The organism is Roseateles sp. SL47 (assembly GCF_026625885.1).
GTDB lineage: Bacteria > Pseudomonadota > Gammaproteobacteria > Burkholderiales > Burkholderiaceae_C > Roseateles.
The window spans coordinates 5,967,717-5,989,243 of the sequence record NZ_CP113068.1; the positions used below are offsets into that span (position 1 = coordinate 5,967,717).

Genomic DNA, 21,527 nt, shown 5'->3' on the forward strand with positions numbered 1-21,527 from the left:
TTCTGGAGTCCCTGGAGTTTTCGCATGACCGCACAACTGATCGACGGCAACGCCCTGTCCAAGAAGCTGCGTGGCGAGGTGGCCACCCGCGCCGCCGCGCTCACCGCCCGAGGCTTGAAGCCCGGGCTGGCCGTGGTGCTGGTGGGAGACAACCCGGCCAGCCAGGTGTACGTGCGCAACAAGGTGAAGGCCTGTGAAGACGCCGGGATGCATTCGGTGCTGGAGAAGTACGAGGCCACGCTGTCGGAGGCCGAGCTGCTGGCACGGGTGGATGCCCTGAATCAAGACCCCTCGATTCACGGCATCCTGGTGCAATTGCCGCTGCCCGCGCACATTGACGCCCACAAGGTGATTGAAGCGATTGCGCCGGAGAAGGACGTGGATGGCTTCCATGTGGCCAGCGCGGGCGCACTGATGGTGGGGCAGGACGGCTTCAAGCCCTGCACGCCGTACGGCTGCATGAAAATGCTGGAGTACATCGGCTACGACATCAAGGGCAAGCATGCCGTGGTGATTGGCCGCAGCAACATCGTCGGCAAGCCGATGGCCCTGCTGCTGCTGCAGGCGAACGCCACGGTGACGGTCTGCCACAGCGCGACGCCAGATCTGGCGCATTTCACCCGCCAAGCGGACATCGTGGTGGCCGCGGTGGGCAAGCGCAATGTGCTGACGGCGGACATGGTGAAGCCGGGCGCGGTGGTGCTGGATGTGGGCATGAACCGCACCGATGACGGCAAGCTGTGCGGCGATGTGGACTTTGCCGGCGTGAGTGAAGTGGCCGGCTGGATCACGCCGGTGCCCGGCGGTGTGGGCCCGATGACCATCACGATGCTGCTGGTCAATACGATTGAATCCGCCGAACGGGCGGCCGCTCTCCAGGGCTGAGGCCACGTTGAAACCAGCCCCCCAAGGGTCGACCCCGATTCAGGGGGTGGTGGCACGTGGCTTGAAGCGGCTCTTGGCGCCCTCAGGTGAGACAGTTGCAGGTCGATAGCGTCCTTCAACGGATGCGATAGAAACCACAGGGTCGAAGCCCGTCGAAAGGCTGAGACACTTGAACCTTCGCCTGCCATCAGTTTCCAGAGGATTGCATGGACGTCAATGCTGCTTCCCCCGCCGTTGTTTCCGTTACGGCGCCCAACCCCCTGCTCTCCACCGCGCCGCTGCCTGATTTCGCGGCCATTCAGCCGGGCCACATTCAACCGGCCATCAGCGAGTTGCTGGAAGAGGCCCGGCAAGCGCTGGCCCAGGTAACAGCGCCGGATGCGCCGGCCGACTACGAAACCCTGTCCCGCGTGCTGAACGTCGCCACTGAGCGGCTGGGTACCGCCTGGGGGGCTGTGGGTCATTTGAATGCGGTAGCCAACACACCCGCGCTGCGGGAGGCGTACAACGCGGTACTGCCCGCCGTGACCGAGTTCTATACCGGGCTGGGCGCGAATGAAGCGCTGTATGCCAAATACAAAGCCATCGCGGGCGGCCAGGGGCTGAGCGCGGAGCGCCGGCAACTGCTCAAGCATGCCATTCGGGACTTTGTGCTGTCGGGTGCGGAGTTGTCCGGGGAGGCCAAGGAGCGGTTCGCCAAAATCCAGGAGCGCAGCGCGGAGATTGCGCAAGCATTCTCCGAGCATGTGATGGATGCCACCGACAGCTGGAGCCTGTTTGCGACCGCGCAGGAGATGCAGGGCGTGCCGCCAGACGTGCAGGCGAATGCACGGGCAGCGGCGGAGAAGGATGGGCGTGAGGGCTTCAAGCTGACACTGCACTTCCCGGTATACATGCCGGTGATGCAATATGCCGAAGACCGGTCGCTGCGGGAGCGGCTCTACCGCGCCTACGTGACCCGCGCGAGCGAGCTGGCGGAGAAGCCAGAATTCGACAACAGCCCGTTGATGCAGGAGTTGCTGGCGCTTCGTCAGGAAGAATCGCTGCTGTTGGGCTTCAATAATTTCGCGGAAGCCTCGCTGGTGCCCAAAATGGCCACCTCACCCGCGCAGGTGATGGATTTCCTGCGGGATCTGGCCGCACGCGCCAAGCCGTATGCGCAGCGGGATCTGGACGAGCTGAGAGACTTTGCCAAGGCGGCCTTGCAGATGCCGGCCCTCGAAGCCTGGGATCTGGCCTATGTGTCGGAGAAGCTGAAGGAGGCGCGGTACGCGTTTTCGGATCAGGAGGTTCGGCAGTATCTGACCTTGCCGCGGGTGCTGGAAGGTTTGTTCCGCATCGTGGACCGGTTGTTCGGCGTGCAGTTGGTGCCCGCTCAAGCATCGGTGTGGCATGAGAGCGTTCAATTCTGCGAGCTGCGCCGCGACGGTCAATTGATCGGGCAGGTGTATCTGGACCTGTTCGCTCGTAATGGCAAGCGGCCCGGTGCCTGGATGGACGAAGTGCGCAGCCGTTGGAGCCGTCCGGATCTGGCCAAAAGCAGCAGCGGCAGCAGCAGCAGTAGTAGCACCGAGCAGATTCCAGTGGCCCATCTGGTGTGCAACTTCCCGCAGGGCGCAGACGGCAAACCCGCCCTGTTGACCCATGACGATGTGATCACCCTCTTCCACGAGTGCGGCCACGGCTTGCACCATCTGCTGACACGGGTGGCAGAGTTGGGGGTGTCCGGGATCTCCGGCGTGGAATGGGATGCGGTGGAGCTGCCCAGTCAGTTCATGGAGAACTTCTGCTGGGAGTGGGAAGTTGTCCAGCAGTTGTCCGGCCACGTGGATACCGGCGCTTCATTGCCCCGCGAGTTGTTCGACAAAATGCTGGCGGCGAAGAACTTCCAGGCCGGTTTGCAGACGCTGCGGCAGATCGAGTTCGCACTCTTCGATATGCGGCTGCATGCAGAGCCCGGCTCGGAAACGCGCATTCAAGACCTGCTGAATGAAGTTCGGGCCGAGGTGTCCGTCAACCCGCCGCCCGAATTCAATCGCTTCCAGCACAGCTTCTCCCACATCTTTGCGGGGGGGTATGCGGCTGGCTATTACAGCTATAAATGGGCGGAAGTGCTCTCGGCAGATTGCTGGAGCGCGTTTGAGGAAGAAGGCGTTTTCAATCCGGACACCGGGCGGCGGTATCTGGAGGAAATCCTCTCCATGGGAAGCGTCCGGGATGCGATGGATAACTTCAAGGCATTTCGTGGGCGGGAGCCCAAGATTGACGCCTTGTTGCGGCATCAAGGGATGGCTTGAAGCAGTGGCCGCCGCTTGCCCTTGGCTGTGGCGAGTCCGGAGGTCTTGAGGGCCTCCAGCCCTCAAGACTCCCCTCCGGTGCTCAGGAGTCGGGGCGGGCCCAACTCGCTTCGCTCACCTTCGGCTCGCTTCGCTCAAACAGCCGGTCCCTCTAGCTAGTTATTGATGCGCGCTCCGCGCGCCCCCCGACTCCCTCCGCTCCTCGGCTCCTCCCACACCACACCCACAGCCAAGGGCAAGCAGCTTCACATCCACCGTGCCCTATCACTGGCCCAGTGCTTCGTGTGGTGCTTCGTGTGGTGCTTGTTGTGGTGATTGGTCTGGTGGTGGGCCTGACGGTGGGTCCGGCGGATATTGCTTAGGGGGCCTTGTCCTTGAAGTCGCCAACCGTGGAGATGACAAAACCGTCGACCTTGATTCGCTTGCGCCAAGCTTCGTTGACCTGTGCCACCGTGAGCGCACGAAGCTTCGCTTCACGCTCCGCTGCCGTCTTCCAGGTTTCGCCCTGGTCGGACATGGTCAGGAGCACATCGCTCAGGCGGGCATCATCAGCCCGGCTCTGGCGCAAGCCTTCCAGCAGATCGGTCTTGGTTCGATTCAGCTCAGCTTCGGTAATGCCGTCGCGACCCATGCGCTCCAGCTCCTGCTTCACCAGTGCCAGCACTTGCTCGCGGTTCTGCGGCGCGAAAGTGCCCCCAATGATCAGGTCGGCATCGTCCCCAAAGTGCGGTGCCCACATGGAAGCGCGCACCCCGTAGCTCAGGCCCGCCTTCTGCCGCACACTGACTGAGAGGCGGTTCTCCAAGGAACCTCCACCCAGGATGTGCGCCGCCACCATCAGCGGCAGGTAGTCCGGGTCACGGTCGTTGAGCGCAAAGTCCAGGCGCCAGCGCATCTCCGCATTGGCCTTGTCGCGCGCAATGGCGTCAAAACGCGCTGCCGGAATCTGGTCCGCCTTGGGAACATCACGGACATACGCCGGCGCGTCCGGCTTCTTCCAGTGGCCAAACAGCTGGTCCAACGCCGTGTCGAGCCCTTCGGGCACCGCCCCCACCACCGCCACCCGAGCCTGATTGGCGGACCAATAGCGTGCGTGGAAGTTCTTGATGTCTTCCAGCGTGGTGGACTTGAGCTGCGCCACCTGCTCGTCTGTGGTCATCAGGTAGTCCGGATCCCCCAGCTTCACGCCCCGCGCGCGGTTGTAGTGCTCACGCACCGCCTGCTGACGCAGCGTCTCCAGTTCCTGACGCTGCGCCTCCAGCCCGGCCTGCCCGGCTTTCTGCGCGCGATCAAAGGCGGCCTGCGGAAGCAGCGGGTGCTGCATGAGATCCGCCGCCATCTTGAGGACTTCCAGCAGGGAATCTTTCTCCGCCGAGATCCGCAATGTCGCGCCCTGGTCGCCGCTGCTGATGCTCAGATTGGCTCGCAGTTGCACCAAACGGTCCTGCAACGCCTGCTTCGACAAGGTGGGCGTTCCTTCGTCCATCAGGCGAGCCACCAGGTCCGTCCCCTTGCGCTGAAAGGTTTCGTTGCGTTCGCCCCAGCGCAGCTGCATTTCCAATTGCACGGTGTTGCCGCGGGTGCGTTTGGAGAGGGTATTGAGCTCCATGCCGGAGGGCAGTCGCCGTGTGACGGTGCGCGCCAACAGGTGCTCCGGGGTGGGGTCAAATCGTTCCCCCTCCTCCACCTTGGGTGGGCCTTGCAGACCGGCCAGGCGAGCCTCCAGCGGCGGCGCAGCCGGAATCTCCACACGTTCGGCCTGAGCGGCCGGCAAGTACCGGCCCAGCGTCCGGTTGGCGGGGCGCAGGTAAGCCTGGCGCACCCGCTCCACATCCGCCAATGTCACTTTGGGCAGGTCTTCCATCAGTTGGAAGAGCAGACGCCAGTCCGTGGCGCCCAGGCTGGAGATCTGCTGGATCAGCGCCTCTGGGTTTTTCATCTGATCCCGGTACGACATCAGCGCCAGTTCGCGAACACGCGTCAGTTCAGATGCTTCAAACGGCTTGTTGCTGCGGCCTTCCACAATGTCCAGGAGCCGCTGCTCCACCGCCGCCTTGTCGGCATCCGGCGGCAGCACGGCATAGGCCCGGATGCCACCCGGGTCCGCAGCTCCCAGGCCGGTCAGCCCTGCGGCCAGCGCCAGCTTGGGCTCCACCAGTTCCTTGTAGAGCTGACCACTCGGCTGCAGCGACAGCATCAACCCCAGCACAAGCAGGGGTGCACTGTCCGGATGCGCCATGGCCGGCACATGGTAGTAAGCCAGGAGGATGGGTTGGCCCCCGACCCGCCGGACCACGACCGTGCGCTCACCGTCTTGCGGCGGCTCCACCGTGTAGGGGCGCGGGACGGGCGTGGCCGGATTGCGCAGCGGGCTGAACAACTGGCTGATGCGGGCCAGCGTGGCCTTGGCATCAAAACGCCCCGCCACCATCAGCGTTGCATTGTCCGGACGGTAGTAACGCTTGTAGAACGCCTGCAGCTTGTCAATGGGAACGTTTTCGATGTCGCTCTTGGGGCCGATGGTGTCGTGGCCATAGTTGTGCCAGTCGTAAGCCGCCGCCTGCACCCGCTTGCTCAACACCTCAAACGGCTCGTTCTCCCCTCGCTCGAATTCGTTGCGCACAACCGTCATTTCCTTGTCCAGGTCGGACTTGGCAATGAAGCTGTTGAGCATGCGGTCCGCCTCCAGGCTCAACGCAAAGTCGAGCGTGACCGGGTCCGCATTGAAGTTGGAGAAGTAGTTGGTGCGGTCGCTGGTGGTGGTGCCATTAAAACGCATGCCGCGCCGCGCAAAGACCTCCGCCAGATCCCGATGCCGCGGTGTGCCCTTGAACATCAGATGCTCCAGCAGATGCGCCATGCCGTATTCGCCAGGGGACTCGTGACGGCTGCCCACCCGGTAGGTGATGTTGACCGTGGTGGTGCTCTGCGCATCATCCGGGAAGAGCAGCACCTGCAGGCCGTTGGGGAGACGGTATTCGGAAATGCCGCCCAGCTCACGGACGAACGTGGCCTGCCCGACGCGGATAGCCTTGGCCGTCGTTGGTGCGGCCGTCGTTGGTGCGGCCGTCGTTGTTGTGGCTGATGGCGTTGATGGTGCTGCAGCCGTCTCGCCCCCGGAGCGCTGCGCCCAACCGGCGGACACCCCACACGCAAGCAGCACAGCCAACGTCAGCGCCTGCGGCAGCCAGTGGCGCGGAGCGCCATTGTGGCCATGACGGGCAGTGCGGGCAGCAACGGTATGACGGCCATGTCTGGCAGGGGCCGATGCACTTGCAGCAGAGTTTGCAGGAACCGGAAGAGAAGCCCCTTCCAGTCCACGCCGTGGGGACAAGGGTCGGGTGATCATGGGTACAGCAGACATCCGCAGACACTCCTACATGACAGGCTGAAGACAGCACATTGAAGACAGACCGGGGGCGGTTCGCGACCATTTCGGCTCTTGCCTGGCTCATGCCTGGCCGATGCCCGAGCCGATACCCGACCGATACCCGACCGATACCCGGCTCATGCATTCTCAGCTGGTTTCAATGCCAGAACGTGAACGCCGGCCCGTTTGGGCGCCGCTGTCGCGTCCTTGAAGTGTCTGTGGTTCGGGCGGAACTTTGAATGGCTTGAATTGAGGGTGCTGTGATCATGACTTCTCACCCATGCAGGAAGCCATGACGCCCCTCCGTCAGGCATCAAACGCCTTGCGTCGCCCCCTCGGCTCATCCACTGGATTTGCAGTTCGTCGCCACCGCCCTGCAGTGCAACCCTTTGCAGCGCCGGTTGGTCGCTTCCCGTTTGGCCGATGCAAACCGACTTCCTAAGCTGACTGGGTCAGTCACCGTCACCGCGCACCGTGTGTGCGCATGAATGCAGCCAGTCAGGAGTCACGCATGAACCCCGTTCGCGCCCCGTCCCCATCCGCCCGGCCTTCGCTGGCGTCTCTGGTCATGATGCTCGTCGGCCTGTGTGCCGGCGTCGTCACCAGCCTGGCGCACGCCGCACCGTTGGATCTGGACCGCGTCACCGTCCATGCCCGCCGGGGCAACGAGCCGGTGTACACCAATGTCCGCGCCACCTGCCCAGGTGTGGAGGCCTATCTGTCCCAGGTGCTCAGCCTGCCTCAAGCCCGGCATCGCAGTGAAGGCATCACCACCGTCACCTTCCGGTTGTCCGGGGCGTCCATTGATGAAATTCGCCAGGTGGGTGGCCCCTTCGAGTACCGCAGCGACATCCGGCGCGCCGTACGACAGATGAGCTGCCAGACCGAAGGAACGGACAAGCTGTATGTGATGCAACTGCAGTTTGTGAATGAACCCACGTCCGACGGTGGCAACGGTCGGAGCCGCTCGGTGGCCTTGCTGTCCGAGTGATCAGCCCAGCCCGCTCACGGCCTCGCGCACATGGGCATCCAGGGCAGACAGGGAGATCGGCAGACGTGACGCGGCGTCCTGCGGCAGGGTGCGGCGACGCTCGCCCCACACCGGGTTGGGGAAGTGGCTGTCCCAGTCGAATCGCGCAATCACATGCCAATGCAGGTGGGGCACCACATTGCCCAGCGTGGCCAGATTGATCTTGGTCGGGGTCAGATGCTGCCGCAGCGCCTGCTCCACCGCCAGCACCACCGCCATGCACGCCTCACGGTCGAGCGGTGTGAGATCGCTGAATTCGGCCACGTGATCGGTCCAGATGACGCGATAGAAAGCCGGGAAGTCGGGCTCGGCAGCACGAATGACACGCCAGCGCGCAGCGCTGGCCACCAGGTGTCCGCCAGCATCGCGGCAGAGGGGGCAATCAGGGTGTTCCATGGGGGAAAGCGGCCAGGGCCGCTGGCTAAGATCCGCTCGACTCTATCTGAGCCGAAGAAGGAGACTCCATGGCCGTCCGCCAGCCCGATGCCCGCCGCCGATCGCTGTTGCTGGGCAGTGCCGCCCATCTGGGCTCTCAGTCCGCCACTGCGCGAGGGCTGGGTCAATGGCTGGGTCAGCGGCTGGGGGTGGCCTCGGCCGGCCTGATGGCCAGCGCCCCCGCGATCGTGCATGCCGAGACCTGGCCGGCCAAGCCCATTCGCTGGGTGGTGGCTTATCCAGCGGGTGGCGGGTCGGATTTCCTGGCTCGACAGTTGGCCCCGGCCCTGGGGCGTGCTGTGGGCCAGACCATCATCATCGACAACCGCCCCGGCGCGGCCGGTGTGATCGGGACCGACAACGCCGCGAAGTCGCCGCCGGACGGCTACACCCTGCTCACCGGCGACAACGGCGCGATGGTGTTCAACGGGGCGCTCTACAAGAAGCTGCCCTACGCCCCGTCGGACTTCACGCCGGTCGCCTTCATGGCGCGCTTCCCGCTGCTGCTGGTGGTGAATCCACAAGCCGGCTTCGGGTCGGTGCAGGAGTGGCTGCGCCAGGTGCAGGCGCAGCCCGGCAAGTACAGCTACGCCTCACCGGGCGTGGGCAGCCCCCACCACCTGGCCATGGAGTTGCTGAAGGACCGGACCCAGAGCTACATCGTGCATGTGCCCTACCGGGGAACCGCCTTCACCACGCAGGACCTCATCGGCGGTGTGGTGCCCATGGGCATTCTGGACACTGCGGCGGCCCTGCCCCATCTGCGCAGCGGCAAGCTCAAGGCGCTGGCCGTCCTGTCGAGCCGGCGCGTGGCGGCATGGCCCGACGTGCCGACATTCGAAGAGTCCGGCGTCCGAGGTGTCGACGTGAGCGCCTGGCAAGGGCTCTTTGTGCCCAAGGGAACTCCGGACGCCATCACCCACCGGTTGACCTCGGAGGTGCTCAAGGCGCTGGGGCAGCCGGATCTCAAGGCTAGGCTGGAAGAGTTCGGGCTGGAGGTCGCCCCCACCGATGGCGCCGCCCTGGTGCGATTCATCCAACAGGAAACCGCCCAGTGGCATGCACTGATCCGCAGCCGGGGGATCACGGCCGACTGACTCGGGCCGCATCCAACGGGGCTCCGTGGTGCCCCCCCCAAGCGTCCCACCCACGCGCTTTGCTTGGGACCGGCCATCGAAACTGACAGGCCGGGCTCCCTACCGTACAGTGTTGTCAAGAGCAACGCCCTCCCGCCTTGCGGACCTCTGACAGCTCGGATATCGCTGCCCTCACCGCCGCGCATTACTTCACGTGAATGCGAAATAGCAAGAGGTTATTCCCGCGACATGTCGGTAAAACGATCGCTAATCGCTCATCAGAAGCTTACAGTTTGATCTGCGCCAAAAACAAAGCAATAAGGCGTAGGAGAGACGAACCCAGTCCCCTCGTTTCCGCCCTCGTTGGTGATCGCCCGCTATGAACCCAAATTCTCCTGTCCGCACGACGGTTGCCCGTCGTGTTTCCCTATTGGCCAGCCTTGGTATTGCCGCCATGTTGGTGGTGATCTGCGGCGCCCTGTCCTGGGTGCTGACCAACCAGGCGCGTGCGCGCACGGACGACTACATGGCCAGCGAGGCCGCTTCCGTGGCACGCGTGGCCGACGCCCTGGACCGCACCGCCCGCGACTCGGCCAACCGTCTGTATGACGTGCTGGCAGCCGATCTGCCGGACGGCAAGTTCGTGCTGGACGGTGAGGGGGAACTCTCGCATGACGGGCGCAAGATCAACGGCAACCTGGATTTGCCCGACAACTTCACCCACCGCACCGGCGGCGTGGCCACGATCTTCGCCCGCAAGGGCACCGATTTCATCCGCATCACCACCTCGCTGAAGAAGCAGGACGGCTCGCGCGCCATGGGCACCTTGCTGGATACCGCCGGCACGCCCTACGCCAAGGTGAGCGCCGGTGAGACCTACGTGGGCCCCGCCACGCTGTTCGGCGTGCCCTACATGACCCGCTATACGCCGGTGAAGGATGCCGGCGGCAAGATCGTCGGCATTCTGTTCATCGGCTTTGACATGCGCGGCCTGCAGGAGGAACTGGTGCAGTTGGCCGGCGCCGTGAAGCTGTTCGAGACCGGCGGCCTGTATCTGCTGGACCCGGGCAAGACCCCGGAAGACGCCCAACTGCGCGGCCATCCGACCGCCAAGGGCAAGAAGCTCGCGGACGTCCTCAAGCCCGAGGTCGCCCAAGCCCTGGTGAAACGTCTGGCCGAAGACAAGGATGGCGTGCTGGAAGAAATTCCCGGCGTCTACAACACGGACCACCAGGACGCATTCGCCGTGGCGCAACGCTCCAAGGCGACCGGCTGGTGGGTCGTGGCCGAGGCCTCGCGTTCCACCGCCCTGGCATCGCACTACAACACGCTGTGGGCACTGTGGGGCCTGATGCTGCTGGCTGTGGTGATGCTGGGCCTGGGCGTGACGTGGCTGCTGGGCCGCTGGGTGGGCCAGCCGATGGCCCAGCTCAACCGTGCCGTGGCCGCCGTGGCGGCCGGTGATCTGACGCATCCGGTGCGTGTGAACCAGCAGGACGACATGGGCGCCCTGGCTGCCAGCGTGGAGCAGATGCGCCAGCAACTGGCCAGCACCATCACCGAAGTGCGGCACGCCAGCGACAGCATCGGCACCGCCAGCGCGGAAGTGGCCGCCGGCAGCCGCGACCTGTCGTCGCGGACCGAGCAGTCGGCCAGCCATCTGCAGGAGACGGCTTCCGCCCTGGAAGAATTGGCCGGCTCCATGAGCCAGACCGCCGCTTCGGCGCAGCAGGCACATCAGCTGGTGGGTGAGTCGGACCAGGCCGCCCAGCGCGGTGGCGCCGTGGTGCAGCAGGTGGTGAACACGATGGACGAGATCAGCAGCGCCAGCCGCCAGATCAGCGACATCATCGGCACCATCGATTCGATCGCCTTCCAGACCAACATCCTGGCGCTGAACGCCGCCGTGGAAGCCGCTCGTGCAGGCGAACAAGGCCGCGGTTTCGCGGTGGTCGCCTCGGAAGTGCGTCAGTTGGCGCAGCGCAGCGCGGAAGCCGCCAAGCAGATCAAGGGTCTGATCACCGCCAGCGGCGAACGTGTGGAGTCGGGCGCCCGTCTGGTGAGCGACACCGGTGCCGCGATGAAGGCCATCGTGACCAGCGTGCGGCGTGTGACCGACATCATCGGCGAGATTTCAACCGCTGCGCATGAGCAGGCGCAGGGCGTGACGCGGATCAATGGTGCGGTCGCCCAGCTCGACCAGGGCACTCAGCAGAATGCGGCGCTGGTGGAAGAGAGCACCGCCGCCGCGGAAAGCCTGCGGGAGCAGGCCCACCGGCTGGTGGAGCAGGTGGGGCGCTTCCGGGTGTGACCGGAACGTCGCAGGAAGGCGCCGTCAACGCGCCTTGAACCAGCGGCCCAGTGTGGCGCGCTCCTCTTCGGTGATGCCCGTGGCATTGTTCAAGGGCATCGCGCGTTGCACCACCGCTTGCTGGTAGATGTCCTGCGCGTGCTGCTCAACCAGCTCCGGCGTGTGCAACTGGATGCGCTTCGGTGCCAGCGCTGCGTTGTGGCAGGCCTGGCATCGATTGTGAACAATGGCCTGCACCTGCTCGAAAGTGGGCACCCCCGGGGCCACGCCCGCAGGGGCCGCAGAGGCCGCACCAGCGGCCTGAGCCGCATTTGCCTGTGCAGAAGCCCCAGCACGGCCAGGCACCGCCAGGCCCCCCTCCACACTGCGCGACGGCGCCAGCGCCAGCATGAGCGCCAGCAGCAGGGCCCCCACCAGCACCAGCAGTGGCCAGGCATTCACCCCCTTGTGACGCCTGACGAACCAGGTGCGCACCAAGGCCCCCACCAACATCAACGCGATCAGCACCAACCAGTTCCACGCATGGCTGTAGAGCATGCCGTAATGGTTGGACAACATGGCAATGAGCACCGGCAGCGTGAAGTAGGTGTTGTGTACGCTGCGCTGCTTGCCGCGCTGACCGAAGATCGGGTCCACCGGGCGCCCTGCCCGCATGTCCTCAATGACCTGCTTCTGGCCGGGGATGATCCAGAAGAAGACATTGGCCGTCATCATGGTGGCGATCATGGCGCCGACGATGACAAAGGCCGCCCGCCCGGCAAACAGCTGGCAGGCGCCCCAAGCCGCCACCCCGATCACCACCGCCACCAGACCCAGCACCCGCCCGTCATGGCCGATGCTGCCATCCGCCTGGCGTCCGAAGTGGCGGCAGATCTGGTCGTACAGCAACCAGCCGCCCGCCAGGAAGCACAAGGCCCCCGTCACCGCCGCCGGCGCGCTCCAGTCATGCACCCGCTTGTCGATGAGGTAGGTGTCGGCATTCAAGAGATAGAGCAGCGCAAAGAGCGCAAAACCGCTCATCCACGTCCAGTAGCTCTCCCAGTAGAACCAGTGCAGATGCTGCGGCAGATGGGCCGGCGCCACCCTGTACTTCTGCGGGTTGTAGAAGCCGCCCCCATGAACCGCCCAGAGCTCACCGTCCACCCCCTTGGCCCGCAGATCGCCGGCCACAGGCGGCACCAGATGGTTGTCCAGCCAGACGAAATAGAACGAAGCCCCAATCCAGGCAATCGCCACAACAACGTGCAACCAGCGCAGCAGCAGGTTGGCCCAGTCCAGCAGATAACTGTCCATCAGACACATTCAGCAGACACCGGACCACCACTGCGGGCGCTGTAGTCCGGCCGAGCGTCGCGCTTGTGTTCCAGGCGCCGCGGCGACGTGAGCAAAGTGTATACAGATCCGGACACCGACCGAGGAGGGCCAACCCCAAAAGCGTCGCGCGGTGGAGACGGGAAGACGGAAGACGTCGGCCTCACCACGTTCAAGGGCGTGGCATAGCTCTCCACGATCTTGAACGGCCTGGAAGAACCTTGAACGGCCTTGATCAGCGCGGAGAGGCCCTCAGCCCTCGGGCGGATCCATCATCAATTGCGCCACCACCGACAAGGCCACCACCTCCGGCTGCTTGCCGTGAATGCCGGGCAATCCGATGGGGCAGATCACCCGCGCGAGTTCGTCTTCGGTGACACCACGCGCTTCCAGCCGGTGGCGAAAGGTCGCCCATTTGCTTTTGCTGCCGATCAGGCCGATGGACGCCAGGTCGTGCTGCTGCCGCTGGCGCCGCAGGCATGCCGCGAGGATGTCCAGGTCCTCCGCATGGCTGAAGCTCATGATGAGCACCCGCGAGCCCGGCTCCAGCGACGCCACCGCGCCCTGCACCGGCTCGGACTGTTCCGCCCGGACGTTGTCCGGCAACGGCTCCGGGAAGATGCCTTCTCGGCTGTCGATCCAGTGCACCCGTACCGGCAACCGCGCCAGCAGCGTCATGATGGCATGGCCCACATGGCCGCCCCCAAACAAGGCCACCGCCGGCCAGTCCTGCTGGCTGCCCAGGCGCTCCGCCAGGCCGGCAATCGCGCTGGCGTCCAGCCATTCGTAGTCCAGCCACACCACGCCACCACAGCATTGGCCCAGGCTGGGCCCCAGCGCGCATCGCTGCCGAGGCTCCAGCACCCGCCCCGCCGCCAGCGCGGGCGCGCCCTGTCCAGGGCATCGAACTCCAGTTGGCCTCCGCCAATGGTGCCCACAACATCCGACGGGGTCACCGCCATCCAGGCCCCCACCTCGCGCGGCCCGCTGCCCTCCAGCTGCGCCACACGCACCAGCACCGCCGGTGCTCGCGCCAGCCGCAGGGCCAGGGTCTGCCACGGGCGCAGGGTCACCTCAACTGCCCCGGTAGGTGGAATAGGACCAGGGACTGGCCAGCAAGGGCACGTGATAGTGCGCCGATGCGTCGGCCATGCCGAAGTCCAGCGGGACTTCATCCAGGAACGGCGGCTGCGGCAGCGTCACCCCTCGCCCGGTGAAGTAGGCTGCCACACCGAACACAAGCCGATAACGGCCCGGCAGCAGACCCGCCCCCTCCAGCAGCGGCCCCTCGGCCCGCCCATCGTCATTCAGGCGCAGGTCCTTGAGCAGGTGCGCGTGGCCATCGGCGTCCAGGCGGAACAGGCGGACCGCCATGCCGGCCGCAGGTGCGCCATGCATGGTGTCCAGCACATGGGTGGTGAGCTTTCCCATCGGAGGTCGGCGCAGATCGGCGCCCCAGGCTGTTGATCACCCAAAGTGTATACACTCCGGAGCACAATGAGCGAATCGCCCCTTCAGCCGTCCAGCCCGTTGGCCGAGTTGCCTGCGGGCAGCTCCGTGACGGAACAGATCACCGCCGCCATCACCCAGGCCATCGTGGAGCGCCGGCTGATGCCCGGCACCAAGCTGGTGGAACAGCAAATCGCCGACATCTTCCAGTGCTCCCGCACCCTGGTCCGGCAGGCCCTGAACCAGCTCAGCCGGGACCGGCTGGTGAAACTCGAACCCGCACGCGGCGCGTTTGTGGCCCAGCCGAGCGTGGAAGAGGCACGGCAGGTCTTTGAGGTGCGCAAGATGCTGGAAGCCGCGATGCTGGCCGACCTCTGCCAGCACATCACCCCCGCGCAGGTGCGCCAGCTGCGCTCCCATCTGAAGCAGGAACGCGAGGCGGTCAGCCGCACCGACGTGCCGGGCCGCACCCGGCTGCTGGCCGACTTCCATGTGGTGCTGGCACGCATGCAGGGCAATGCGGTGCTGGCGCAGATCCTCACCGATCTGCTCTCGCGCAGTTCCCTGATCGCGCTGATGTACCAGAGCTCGCATTCCGCCGCCGAATCCCAGGCCGAGCATGAAGCCATCGTGGATGCCCTGGAGGCCCGCGACAAGCGCGCGGTGCTGAAGCTGTTGGACACCCATCTCGGCAATGTGGAGGCGAACCTGCGCCTCAATCCCCGGGTGCAGGATCTGAAGTCCGTGCTGCGGCGCCCTCGCAAGGCCCGCGCCTCCTGAGAACACCACGAACGCCCCCTCACCCCACGCCATGACCTCGCCCAAGCCCTTCTTTGCCCCGCAGCGCTCTCCGGCCTACCCGCGTGACCTCGTCGGTTATGGCGAGCATCCCCCCCATGCCCAGTGGCCCGGCCAGGCCCGCATCGCCGTGCAGTTCGTGCTCAACTACGAAGAAGGCGGCGAGAACTCGGTCCTGCATGGGGACGCCGGCAGCGAGCAGTTCCTCTCCGAGATGTTCAATCCAGCCGCCTATCCGGCCCGCCATCTGAGCATGGAGGGCATCTATGAATACGGGTCCCGGGCGGGTGTCTGGCGCCTGCTGCGTGAATTCGAAAAGCGCGCCCTGCCGCTGACCGTGTTCGGCGTGTCGATGGCGCTGGAGCGGCATCCGGAGCTCACCCAGGCCTTTGTGCAGCTCAATCACGAGATCGCGTGCCACGGCTGGCGCTGGATCCACTACCAGTCGATGGACGAGTCCACCGAACGCCAGCACATGGACATCGGCATGGACATCATCCAGCGCCTCACCGGCGAGCGCGCCGCCGGCTGGTACACCGGACGCGACAGCCCCCACACCCGCCGCCTGGTGGCGGACTACGGCGGCTTTGAATACGACAGCGACTACTACGGCGACGACCTCCCCTTCTGGCTGCAGGTGCGCAAGACCGATGGCACGCTGGCCCCGCATCTGGTGGTGCCCTACACCCTGGATTGCAACGACATGCGCTTTGCGTTGCCGCAGGGCTTCAGCCATGGGGACGAGTTCTTCGAGTATCTGCGCGACAGTTTTGATGTGCTGTACGCCGAGGGCGATGAAGCCCCCAAGATGATGAGCATCGGCATGCACTGCCGCCTGCTCGGCCGGCCGGGCCGCATGAAGGCGCTGCAGCGCTTTCTCGATCACATCGAAAAACATGACCGGGTCTGGATCACCCGCCGCGTGGACATTGCCCGCCACTGGCGCCAGACCCATCCGTTCGACCCCTCCACCGCTTTTGTCTGGGGCTGAGCCCCGCCGCCCACCATGAGCCGTTCCACCCCTCCCCACATACAGGCGTCGATAGCCCCGCCAACACCGGCCATCCCGGCGGCGCCGACGGCCCCTGCCGACCCGCTTGCGGCGAATGCCCTGTGGTTGCAGTTGGCCCAGGCCGACTGCGACGCGTTTGTCGCGGCCCTGGACGGCATCTACGAGCACTCCCCCTGGATCGCCGAACGGGCGTATGACCGCCGCCCTGCCGGCGGTTTCCCCAGTCTGGCTGCGCTCAAGCTCGCCATGGCCGAGGTGGTGCGCGCCGCCACGCCGGACGAGCAACTGGGCCTGATCCGCGCCCACCCTGAGCTGGCTGGCAAGGCCATGGTGGACAACAGCCTCACCGCCGAATCCAGCAACGAGCAGGGCAAGGCCGGCCTGACCCACTGCACACCGGAAGAATTCACCCGGCTGCAGCAGCTCAATGCCGACTACAACGCACGTTTCGGCTGGCCTTTCATCCTGGCGGTGCGAGGGCCTCGCGGCCTGGGCCTGTCCCGCCAGCAGATCATCGACACGTTTGCCCGGCGCCTGCTGGCCCATCCAGAGGTGGAACGCGCCGAATGCCTGCGCAACATCCATCGCATTGCGGAGATCCGGCTGAACGACCGCTTCGGCGTGCGCCCGGAGCTGGGAGAACAGGTGTGGGACTGGGCGGAATCGCTGGCCCGGTTCTCCGATCCAGGCTTTGCGGAACAGGGCCAGTTGACCGTCACCTATCTCACCGACGCGCACCAGGCCGCCGCCGCGCAGTTGATGGACTGGATGCGGGACGCCGGTTTCGATGAGGTGACGCTGGATGCCGTGGGCAACGTGGTGGGCGTCTACCACGGCCTCTCGCCGCAGGCGTCCCGCCTGCTCACCGGCAGCCATTACGACACCGTTCGCAATGGCGGCAAATACGACGGTCGTCTGGGCATCCTGGTGCCGATGGCCTGCGTGCGCGAGCTGCATCGCCAGGGGCGGCGCCTGTCCCATGGCATTGAAGTGGTCGGTTTTGCCGAAGAGGAAGGTCAGCGCTATCACGCCACCTTCCTCGGATCCAGCGCGCTCACCGGTCAGTTTGATCCCGCCTGGCTGGAACAACGTGATGCCGACGGCATCCCCATGCGCGAGGCCATGCAGCGCGCCGGGCTCCCCGGCACGATGGCGGCCATCGAGGCGCTGCGCCGCGACCCGTCTCGCTATCTCGGTTTCGTCGAGGTCCACATCGAGCAGGGCCCGGTGCTGACCGAGCTGGACCTGCCGCTGGGTGTTGTCACCTCCATCAATGGGGGCGTTCGCTACCTCGGGGACATTCGCGGCCTGGCCTCCCATGCGGGCACCACACCGATGGATCGCCGCCGTGACGCTGCGGCCGCCGTGGCGGAGTTGATTCTGCTGGTGGAGCAGCGGGCCTCGTCGGTGCCGGACGTGGTGGGGACAGTCGGACAGTTGCAGGTGCCGGCCGGCTCCATCAACGTCATCCCTGGCCGTTGCTTGTTCAGCCTGGACCTGCGGGCCACCACCAACGAAGCACGCGACGCGCTGGACGACGACGTACGCACCGGCCTGGACGCCATCGCCCAGCGCCGCGGGGTGAGCGTGCAGTTGCAGCGCACCATGATCGCTGCCGCCGCCCCCAGTGCGGCGGACTGGCAGCAGCGTTGGGAACACGCGGTGCAGACCCTGGGCCTGCCCGTTCACCGCATGCCCTCGGGCGCCGGCCACGACGCCATGAAGCTGCATGAACTGATGCCACAAGCCATGCTGTTCCAGCGTGGCCTGAATCTGGGCATCAGCCACAACCCCCTGGAGTCGGTCACCACCGACGACACCGAACTCTGCGTCCAGGCTTTCCTGGCGCTGCTGGAAGGCCTGTGACGCCATGACCCCTTACGAAACCCTGGACGCCTGGATCGAAGACCATTTCAATGAGGAGGTGGCCTACCTGCAGGCCCTGGTCCGCGTTCCGACCGACACACCGCCCGGCAACAACGCCCCCCATGCGGAGCGCACCGCCGAGCTGCTTGCTGCCATGGGCCTGCCGGCGGAACGCCACGCAGTGCCGGAAGCCGAGGTGCGGGATTACGGCCTCACCTCGCTGACCAACCTCATCGTCCGGCGCCGTTATGCCGAGGGTGGCCCGGTGGTGGCCCTGAATGCCCATGGCGACGTGGTGCCACCCGGCGAGGGCTGGACTCACGACCCCTACGGCGGCGACGTGGTGCAGGGCCAGCTCTATGGCCGCGCTGCGGCGGTGAGCAAAAGCGACTTCGCCACCTACACCTTTGCGCTGCGGGCGCTGGAGGCCCTGAGCCTGCCGCTGCGTGGCGGCGTGGAACTGCACTTCACCTACGATGAGGAATTCGGCGGTGAACTCGGCCCTGGCTGGCTGCTGAAGCAGGGCCTCACCTGCCCGGACCTGCTGCTGGCCGCTGGCTTCAGCTATCAGGTGGTGACCGCGCACAACGGCTGCCTGCAGATGGAAGTCACGGTGCACGGCAAGATGGCGCATGCCGCCATCCCGGACACCGGTGTGGACGCACTGCAAGCCGCAGTGACGCTGCTGCAGGCGCTGTATGCGCGTAATGCGGTGTATCGCGGCATCACGTCGAAGGTGCCGGGCATCTCCCATCCCTATCTGAATGTCGGCCGCATCGAAGGCGGCACCAACACCAACGTCGTGCCCGGCAAGGTAGTGCTGAAACTGGACCGCCGCATGATCCCGGAGGAAGACCCGGTCGTGGTGGAGCAGGAGATCCGCGATGTGATCGCGCAGACCGCTGCCCGGTTGCCGGGCATCACGATGGACATCCGCCGCCTGCTGCTGGCCCGCGCCCTGCAGCCGTTGCCAGGCAACCAGCCGCTGGTGGAGGCACTGCAGCGGCACGGGCAGGCGGTGTTCGGCGAGCCCATTCCCACTTCCGGCACACCGCTCTACACCGACGTGCGCCTCTATGGGGAACACGGCATCCCTGCGGCCATCTATGGCGCCGGCCCCCGCACGGTGCTGGAGTCCCATGCCAAGCGGGCGGATGAGCGGCTGGCACTGGACGATCTGAAGCGCGCCACCCAGGTCGTCGCCCGTACCTTGTTTGACCTGCTTCAGGCGCCCTGACCCGCGCTCATCGGCGCCGCCTCGGTACTTCCCCTGAATGACCGAAGTCATGCCCATCGGGACTGGGCACAATGCCCCCACCGCGACCGCCCCCGCCCACAAGGCCGTGGGGCGTCGATGTCTCATCCGTTGTCTCACCGACCCGAGGAGTTTCCCTCCATGACTTCCCGTCTTTCCCTGGGCGCTGCCCTCGCGCTGGGGCTGTGCACCAGCCTGTCGGGCCATGCCCAGAGCGCGCCTGCGGCGAGTGCCGCCACCGCTTCCGCCAGCACCCCCACGGCCGCGCCGCTGACCTACCCGGTCACCCGCAAGGTCGAGCAGTCCGACAACTACCACGGCACCATCGTCCAGGACCCCTATCGCTGGCTGGAAGACGACAACAGCCCGGAGACCAAGGCCTGGGTGCAAGCCCAGAATGCGGTGACCGACAAGTTCCTGCAGGCCATGCCGCAGCGCCTGCCCACCCGCAAGCTCTACACCGAGCTCTACAACTTCGAAAAGTTCGGTGTGCCCTTCAAGGAAGGTGGCCGCTACTTCTGGACCCGCAATGACGGCCTGCAGCAGCAATCGGTGCTCTACACCGCGCGCTCGCTGAAGGACACCCCGCAGATCGCCCTGGACCCCAACACGCTGTCCAAGGACGGCACGGTGGCGCTCTCCGGCACAGCGGTCTCGCAGGACGGCCGGCTGCTGGCCTACGGCATTGCCGGCGCCGGTTCGGACTGGCAGACCTGGAAGGTCCGCGACCTGCAGACCGGCCAGGACCTGCCCGACACCATCGAATGGGTGAAGTTCTCGTCCGCCTCGTGGACACCGGACGGCAAGGGCTTCTTCTACGCCCGTTACGACGCCCCCAAGGCCGGCGAGGCCCTGACCGGCGCCAACTACTACCAGAAGCTCTATTACCACCGCCTGGGCACGGCGCAGGCCGATGATGTGCTGGTGGCCGAGAACCAGGAAGAGAAGCAGTGGGGCTTCGGCGCCGATGTGACCGATGATGGCCGCCTGGCCATCATCAACATCTGGACCGGCTCGGGCCGCAAGAACGGCCTGATGCTGCTGCCGCTGGACGACCAGGGCGGATATGCCGGTGCCAAGCCGGTGCCCTTGACCCTGGCGTTTGACGCCGAATACCAGCCCGTGGTGCTGGACGGCCAACGCCTGATCCTCAAGACCGACAAGGACGCGCCGCGTGGCCGCCTGATCGCCGTGGACCTGGGCAAGGACTGGCGCGTGCCGGACCCCAAGGCCTGGACCACGCTGGTGCCGGAAGGCAAGGAAGCCATGGTCAGCGCCAATGGTGTGGGTGGTCGCCTGCTGCTGAGCTATCTGGCCGATGCTTCGACGCTGGTGCGTGAATTCGGCGCCAACGGCAAACACATCCGCGACATCCGCCTGCCCGGCATCGGCACGGCCGCCGGCTTCGGCGGCAAGTGGAAGGACAGTGAAACCTTCTTCAGCTTCACCAGCCTGACGGCCCCGGGCGAGATCCATCGCCTGGATGCCACCACCGGCAAGACCGAACTGTTCAAGCGTCCCAAGACCGCCTTCCAGGCCGATCAGTTCGAGATGAAGCGAGCCTTTGTCACCAGCAAGGACGGCACACGCCTGCCTGTCTTCATCGCCCATCGCAAGGGCCTGAAGCTGGACGGCAACAACCCGACGTTGCTGTATGCCTACGGCGGCTTCAATGTGCCGATGACGCCCGGCTACAACATCACCGCCGCCACCTGGATGAAGATGGGCGGCGTGTATGTGCTGGCGGTGCTGCGTGGCGGCGGTGAATATGGCGCCTCCTGGCATGAGGCCGGCACCAAGGAGCGCAAGCAGAATGTCTTTGACGACTTCATTGCCGCCGGGGAATGGCTGGTGCAGAACCAGTACACCCGCCCGGCCCGCCTGGCCATCAATGGTGGCTCCAACGGCGGCCTGCTGGTGGGCGCGGTGTTGAACCAGCGCCCCGACCTGTTCGGCGCGGCCGTGCCGCAGGTGGGTGTGATGGACATGCTGCGCTTCCAGAAGTTCACCATCGGCTGGGCCTGGGTGTCGGACTATGGCACCTCGGACAAGCCGGAAGACTTCCAATGGCTGATCAAGTATTCGCCGCTGCACACCATCCAGAACAACAAGCGCTATCCGGCCGTGCTGGTGACCACCGGCGACCATGACGACCGTGTGGTGCCCGCCCACAGCTTCAAATACACCGCCACGCTGCAAGCGGCCAACACCGGTGCAGCGCCCAAGCTGATCCGCATCGAGACGCAGGCCGGCCACGGCGCCGGCAAGCCCACCTCGAAGATCATCGAGGAGCGGGCCGACATCCTGGCGTTCATCGCCAACACGTTCGGCATGGAAGTCCGCTGATCGCTTGCTGTGAAACCCGGACACCCGCCGTCCGAAAGAAAAGCCCGGCCGCTGACGCGCCGGGCTTTTTTCATTCGGACGGCTGC

Annotated in this window: 14 protein-coding genes and 1 pseudogene; 10 read left to right on the forward strand and 5 right to left on the reverse strand. The window is 65.7% G+C overall.

The window, feature by feature from the left end:
- Positions 1-24 precede the first annotated feature (24 nt).
- Both folD and OU995_RS25835 read left to right on the forward strand, forming a co-directional pair.
- Positions 25-885, forward strand: coding sequence for a bifunctional methylenetetrahydrofolate dehydrogenase/methenyltetrahydrofolate cyclohydrolase FolD (gene folD, locus OU995_RS25830; RefSeq protein WP_267833028.1), 861 nt, complete (start codon positions 25-27; stop codon positions 883-885).
- Positions 886-1,091: 206 nt separating this feature from the next.
- A complete protein-coding gene (locus OU995_RS25835; protein ID WP_267833029.1) occupies positions 1,092-3,182 on the forward strand; it encodes a M3 family metallopeptidase in 2,091 nt (696 codons plus the stop codon).
- Between the two features lie 358 nt (positions 3,183-3,540).
- Here the strand turns inward: OU995_RS25835 and OU995_RS25840 are convergent, their stop codons facing one another.
- A complete protein-coding gene (locus OU995_RS25840) occupies positions 3,541-6,345 on the reverse strand; it encodes a M16 family metallopeptidase (protein ID WP_267836388.1) in 2,805 nt (934 codons plus the stop codon).
- Positions 6,346-7,063: 718 nt separating this feature from the next.
- Here OU995_RS25840 and OU995_RS25845 point away from each other — a divergent pair.
- Positions 7,064-7,543 carry a hypothetical protein gene (locus OU995_RS25845; RefSeq protein WP_267833030.1) on the forward strand — a complete coding sequence of 160 codons (480 nt, stop codon included), beginning with the start codon at positions 7,064-7,066 and terminating at the stop codon, positions 7,541-7,543.
- Here the strand turns inward: OU995_RS25845 and OU995_RS25850 are convergent, their stop codons facing one another.
- Positions 7,544-7,978: an HIT family protein gene (locus tag OU995_RS25850; RefSeq protein WP_267833031.1), complete on the reverse strand. Its 435-nt coding sequence runs from the start codon at positions 7,976-7,978 to the stop codon at positions 7,544-7,546. It abuts the gene before it with no gap.
- Between the two features lie 68 nt (positions 7,979-8,046).
- On the opposite strand from OU995_RS25850, the gene OU995_RS25855 reads away from it, so the two are divergent.
- Both OU995_RS25855 and OU995_RS25860 read left to right on the forward strand, forming a co-directional pair.
- Positions 8,047-9,114: a Bug family tripartite tricarboxylate transporter substrate binding protein gene (locus tag OU995_RS25855; RefSeq protein WP_267833032.1), complete on the forward strand. Its 1,068-nt coding sequence runs from the start codon at positions 8,047-8,049 to the stop codon at positions 9,112-9,114.
- 433 nt (positions 9,115-9,547) lie between these two features.
- Positions 9,548-11,404 (forward strand): methyl-accepting chemotaxis protein, encoded by a 1,857-nt coding sequence (locus OU995_RS25860; protein ID WP_267833033.1) that lies wholly within the window; start codon positions 9,548-9,550, stop codon positions 11,402-11,404.
- A gap of 24 nt (positions 11,405-11,428) precedes the next feature.
- Here OU995_RS25860 and OU995_RS25865 read toward each other — a convergent pair whose 3' ends face one another.
- From OU995_RS25865 to uraH, 3 genes and pseudogenes are all read right to left on the reverse strand, one after another.
- Positions 11,429-12,697, reverse strand: coding sequence for a urate hydroxylase PuuD (locus OU995_RS25865; protein ID WP_267833034.1), 1,269 nt, complete (start codon positions 12,695-12,697; stop codon positions 11,429-11,431).
- Positions 12,698-12,967: 270 nt separating this feature from the next.
- A pseudogene (gene xdhC, locus OU995_RS25870) lies at positions 12,968-13,782 on the reverse strand (xanthine dehydrogenase accessory protein XdhC).
- Positions 13,783-13,789: 7 nt separating this feature from the next.
- The gene (uraH, locus tag OU995_RS25875) at positions 13,790-14,146 is read right to left on the reverse strand and encodes a hydroxyisourate hydrolase (RefSeq protein ID WP_267833035.1); all 357 of its coding nucleotides are present in this window, start codon (positions 14,144-14,146) and stop codon (positions 13,790-13,792) included.
- 66 nt (positions 14,147-14,212) lie between these two features.
- Between uraH and OU995_RS25880 the strand changes: the two genes are divergently transcribed.
- The 5 genes from OU995_RS25880 to OU995_RS25900 all read left to right on the forward strand — a co-directional run bounded on the left by OU995_RS25880 (position 14,213) and on the right by OU995_RS25900 (position 21,441).
- Positions 14,213-14,944 carry a GntR family transcriptional regulator gene (locus tag OU995_RS25880; protein ID WP_267833036.1) on the forward strand — a complete coding sequence of 244 codons (732 nt, stop codon included), beginning with the start codon at positions 14,213-14,215 and terminating at the stop codon, positions 14,942-14,944.
- 31 nt (positions 14,945-14,975) lie between these two features.
- Entirely contained in the window at positions 14,976-15,953 is a 978-nt protein-coding gene (gene puuE / locus OU995_RS25885) for an allantoinase PuuE (RefSeq protein WP_267833037.1), read from the forward strand.
- Positions 15,954-15,968: 15 nt separating this feature from the next.
- Positions 15,969-17,840 (forward strand): 2-oxo-4-hydroxy-4-carboxy-5-ureidoimidazoline decarboxylase, encoded by a 1,872-nt coding sequence (uraD, locus tag OU995_RS25890; protein WP_267833038.1) that lies wholly within the window; start codon positions 15,969-15,971, stop codon positions 17,838-17,840.
- A 4-nt stretch (positions 17,841-17,844) separates the two neighbouring features.
- Positions 17,845-19,077: a M20 family metallopeptidase gene (locus OU995_RS25895; RefSeq protein ID WP_267833039.1), complete on the forward strand. Its 1,233-nt coding sequence runs from the start codon at positions 17,845-17,847 to the stop codon at positions 19,075-19,077.
- A 159-nt stretch (positions 19,078-19,236) separates the two neighbouring features.
- A complete protein-coding gene (locus tag OU995_RS25900; protein WP_267833040.1) occupies positions 19,237-21,441 on the forward strand; it encodes a prolyl oligopeptidase family serine peptidase in 2,205 nt (734 codons plus the stop codon).
- Positions 21,442-21,527: the final 86 nt, after the last annotated feature.

What these genes read in the sequence shown, in the direction of transcription:
- folD (WP_267833028.1), top strand. Translation starts at nt 25, where the DNA reads ATGACCGCACAACTGATCGACGGCAACGCCCTGTCCAAGAAGCTGCGT.
- OU995_RS25835 (WP_267833029.1), top strand. Translation starts at nt 1,092, where the DNA reads ATGGACGTCAATGCTGCTTCCCCCGCCGTTGTTTCCGTTACGGCGCCC.
- OU995_RS25845 (WP_267833030.1), top strand. Translation starts at nt 7,064, where the DNA reads ATGAACCCCGTTCGCGCCCCGTCCCCATCCGCCCGGCCTTCGCTGGCG.
- OU995_RS25850 (WP_267833031.1), bottom strand. Translation starts at nt 7,978, where the DNA reads ATGGAACACCCTGATTGCCCCCTCTGCCGCGATGCTGGCGGACACCTG.
- OU995_RS25855 (WP_267833032.1), top strand. Translation starts at nt 8,047, where the DNA reads ATGGCCGTCCGCCAGCCCGATGCCCGCCGCCGATCGCTGTTGCTGGGC.
- OU995_RS25860 (WP_267833033.1), top strand. Translation starts at nt 9,548, where the DNA reads ATGTTGGTGGTGATCTGCGGCGCCCTGTCCTGGGTGCTGACCAACCAG.
- OU995_RS25865 (WP_267833034.1), bottom strand. Translation starts at nt 12,697, where the DNA reads ATGGACAGTTATCTGCTGGACTGGGCCAACCTGCTGCTGCGCTGGTTG.
- uraH (WP_267833035.1), bottom strand. Translation starts at nt 14,146, where the DNA reads ATGGGAAAGCTCACCACCCATGTGCTGGACACCATGCATGGCGCACCT.
- OU995_RS25880 (WP_267833036.1), top strand. Translation starts at nt 14,213, where the DNA reads ATGAGCGAATCGCCCCTTCAGCCGTCCAGCCCGTTGGCCGAGTTGCCT.
- puuE (WP_267833037.1), top strand. Translation starts at nt 14,976, where the DNA reads ATGACCTCGCCCAAGCCCTTCTTTGCCCCGCAGCGCTCTCCGGCCTAC.
- uraD (WP_267833038.1), top strand. Translation starts at nt 15,969, where the DNA reads ATGAGCCGTTCCACCCCTCCCCACATACAGGCGTCGATAGCCCCGCCA.
- OU995_RS25895 (WP_267833039.1), top strand. Translation starts at nt 17,845, where the DNA reads ATGACCCCTTACGAAACCCTGGACGCCTGGATCGAAGACCATTTCAAT.
- OU995_RS25900 (WP_267833040.1), top strand. Translation starts at nt 19,237, where the DNA reads ATGACTTCCCGTCTTTCCCTGGGCGCTGCCCTCGCGCTGGGGCTGTGC.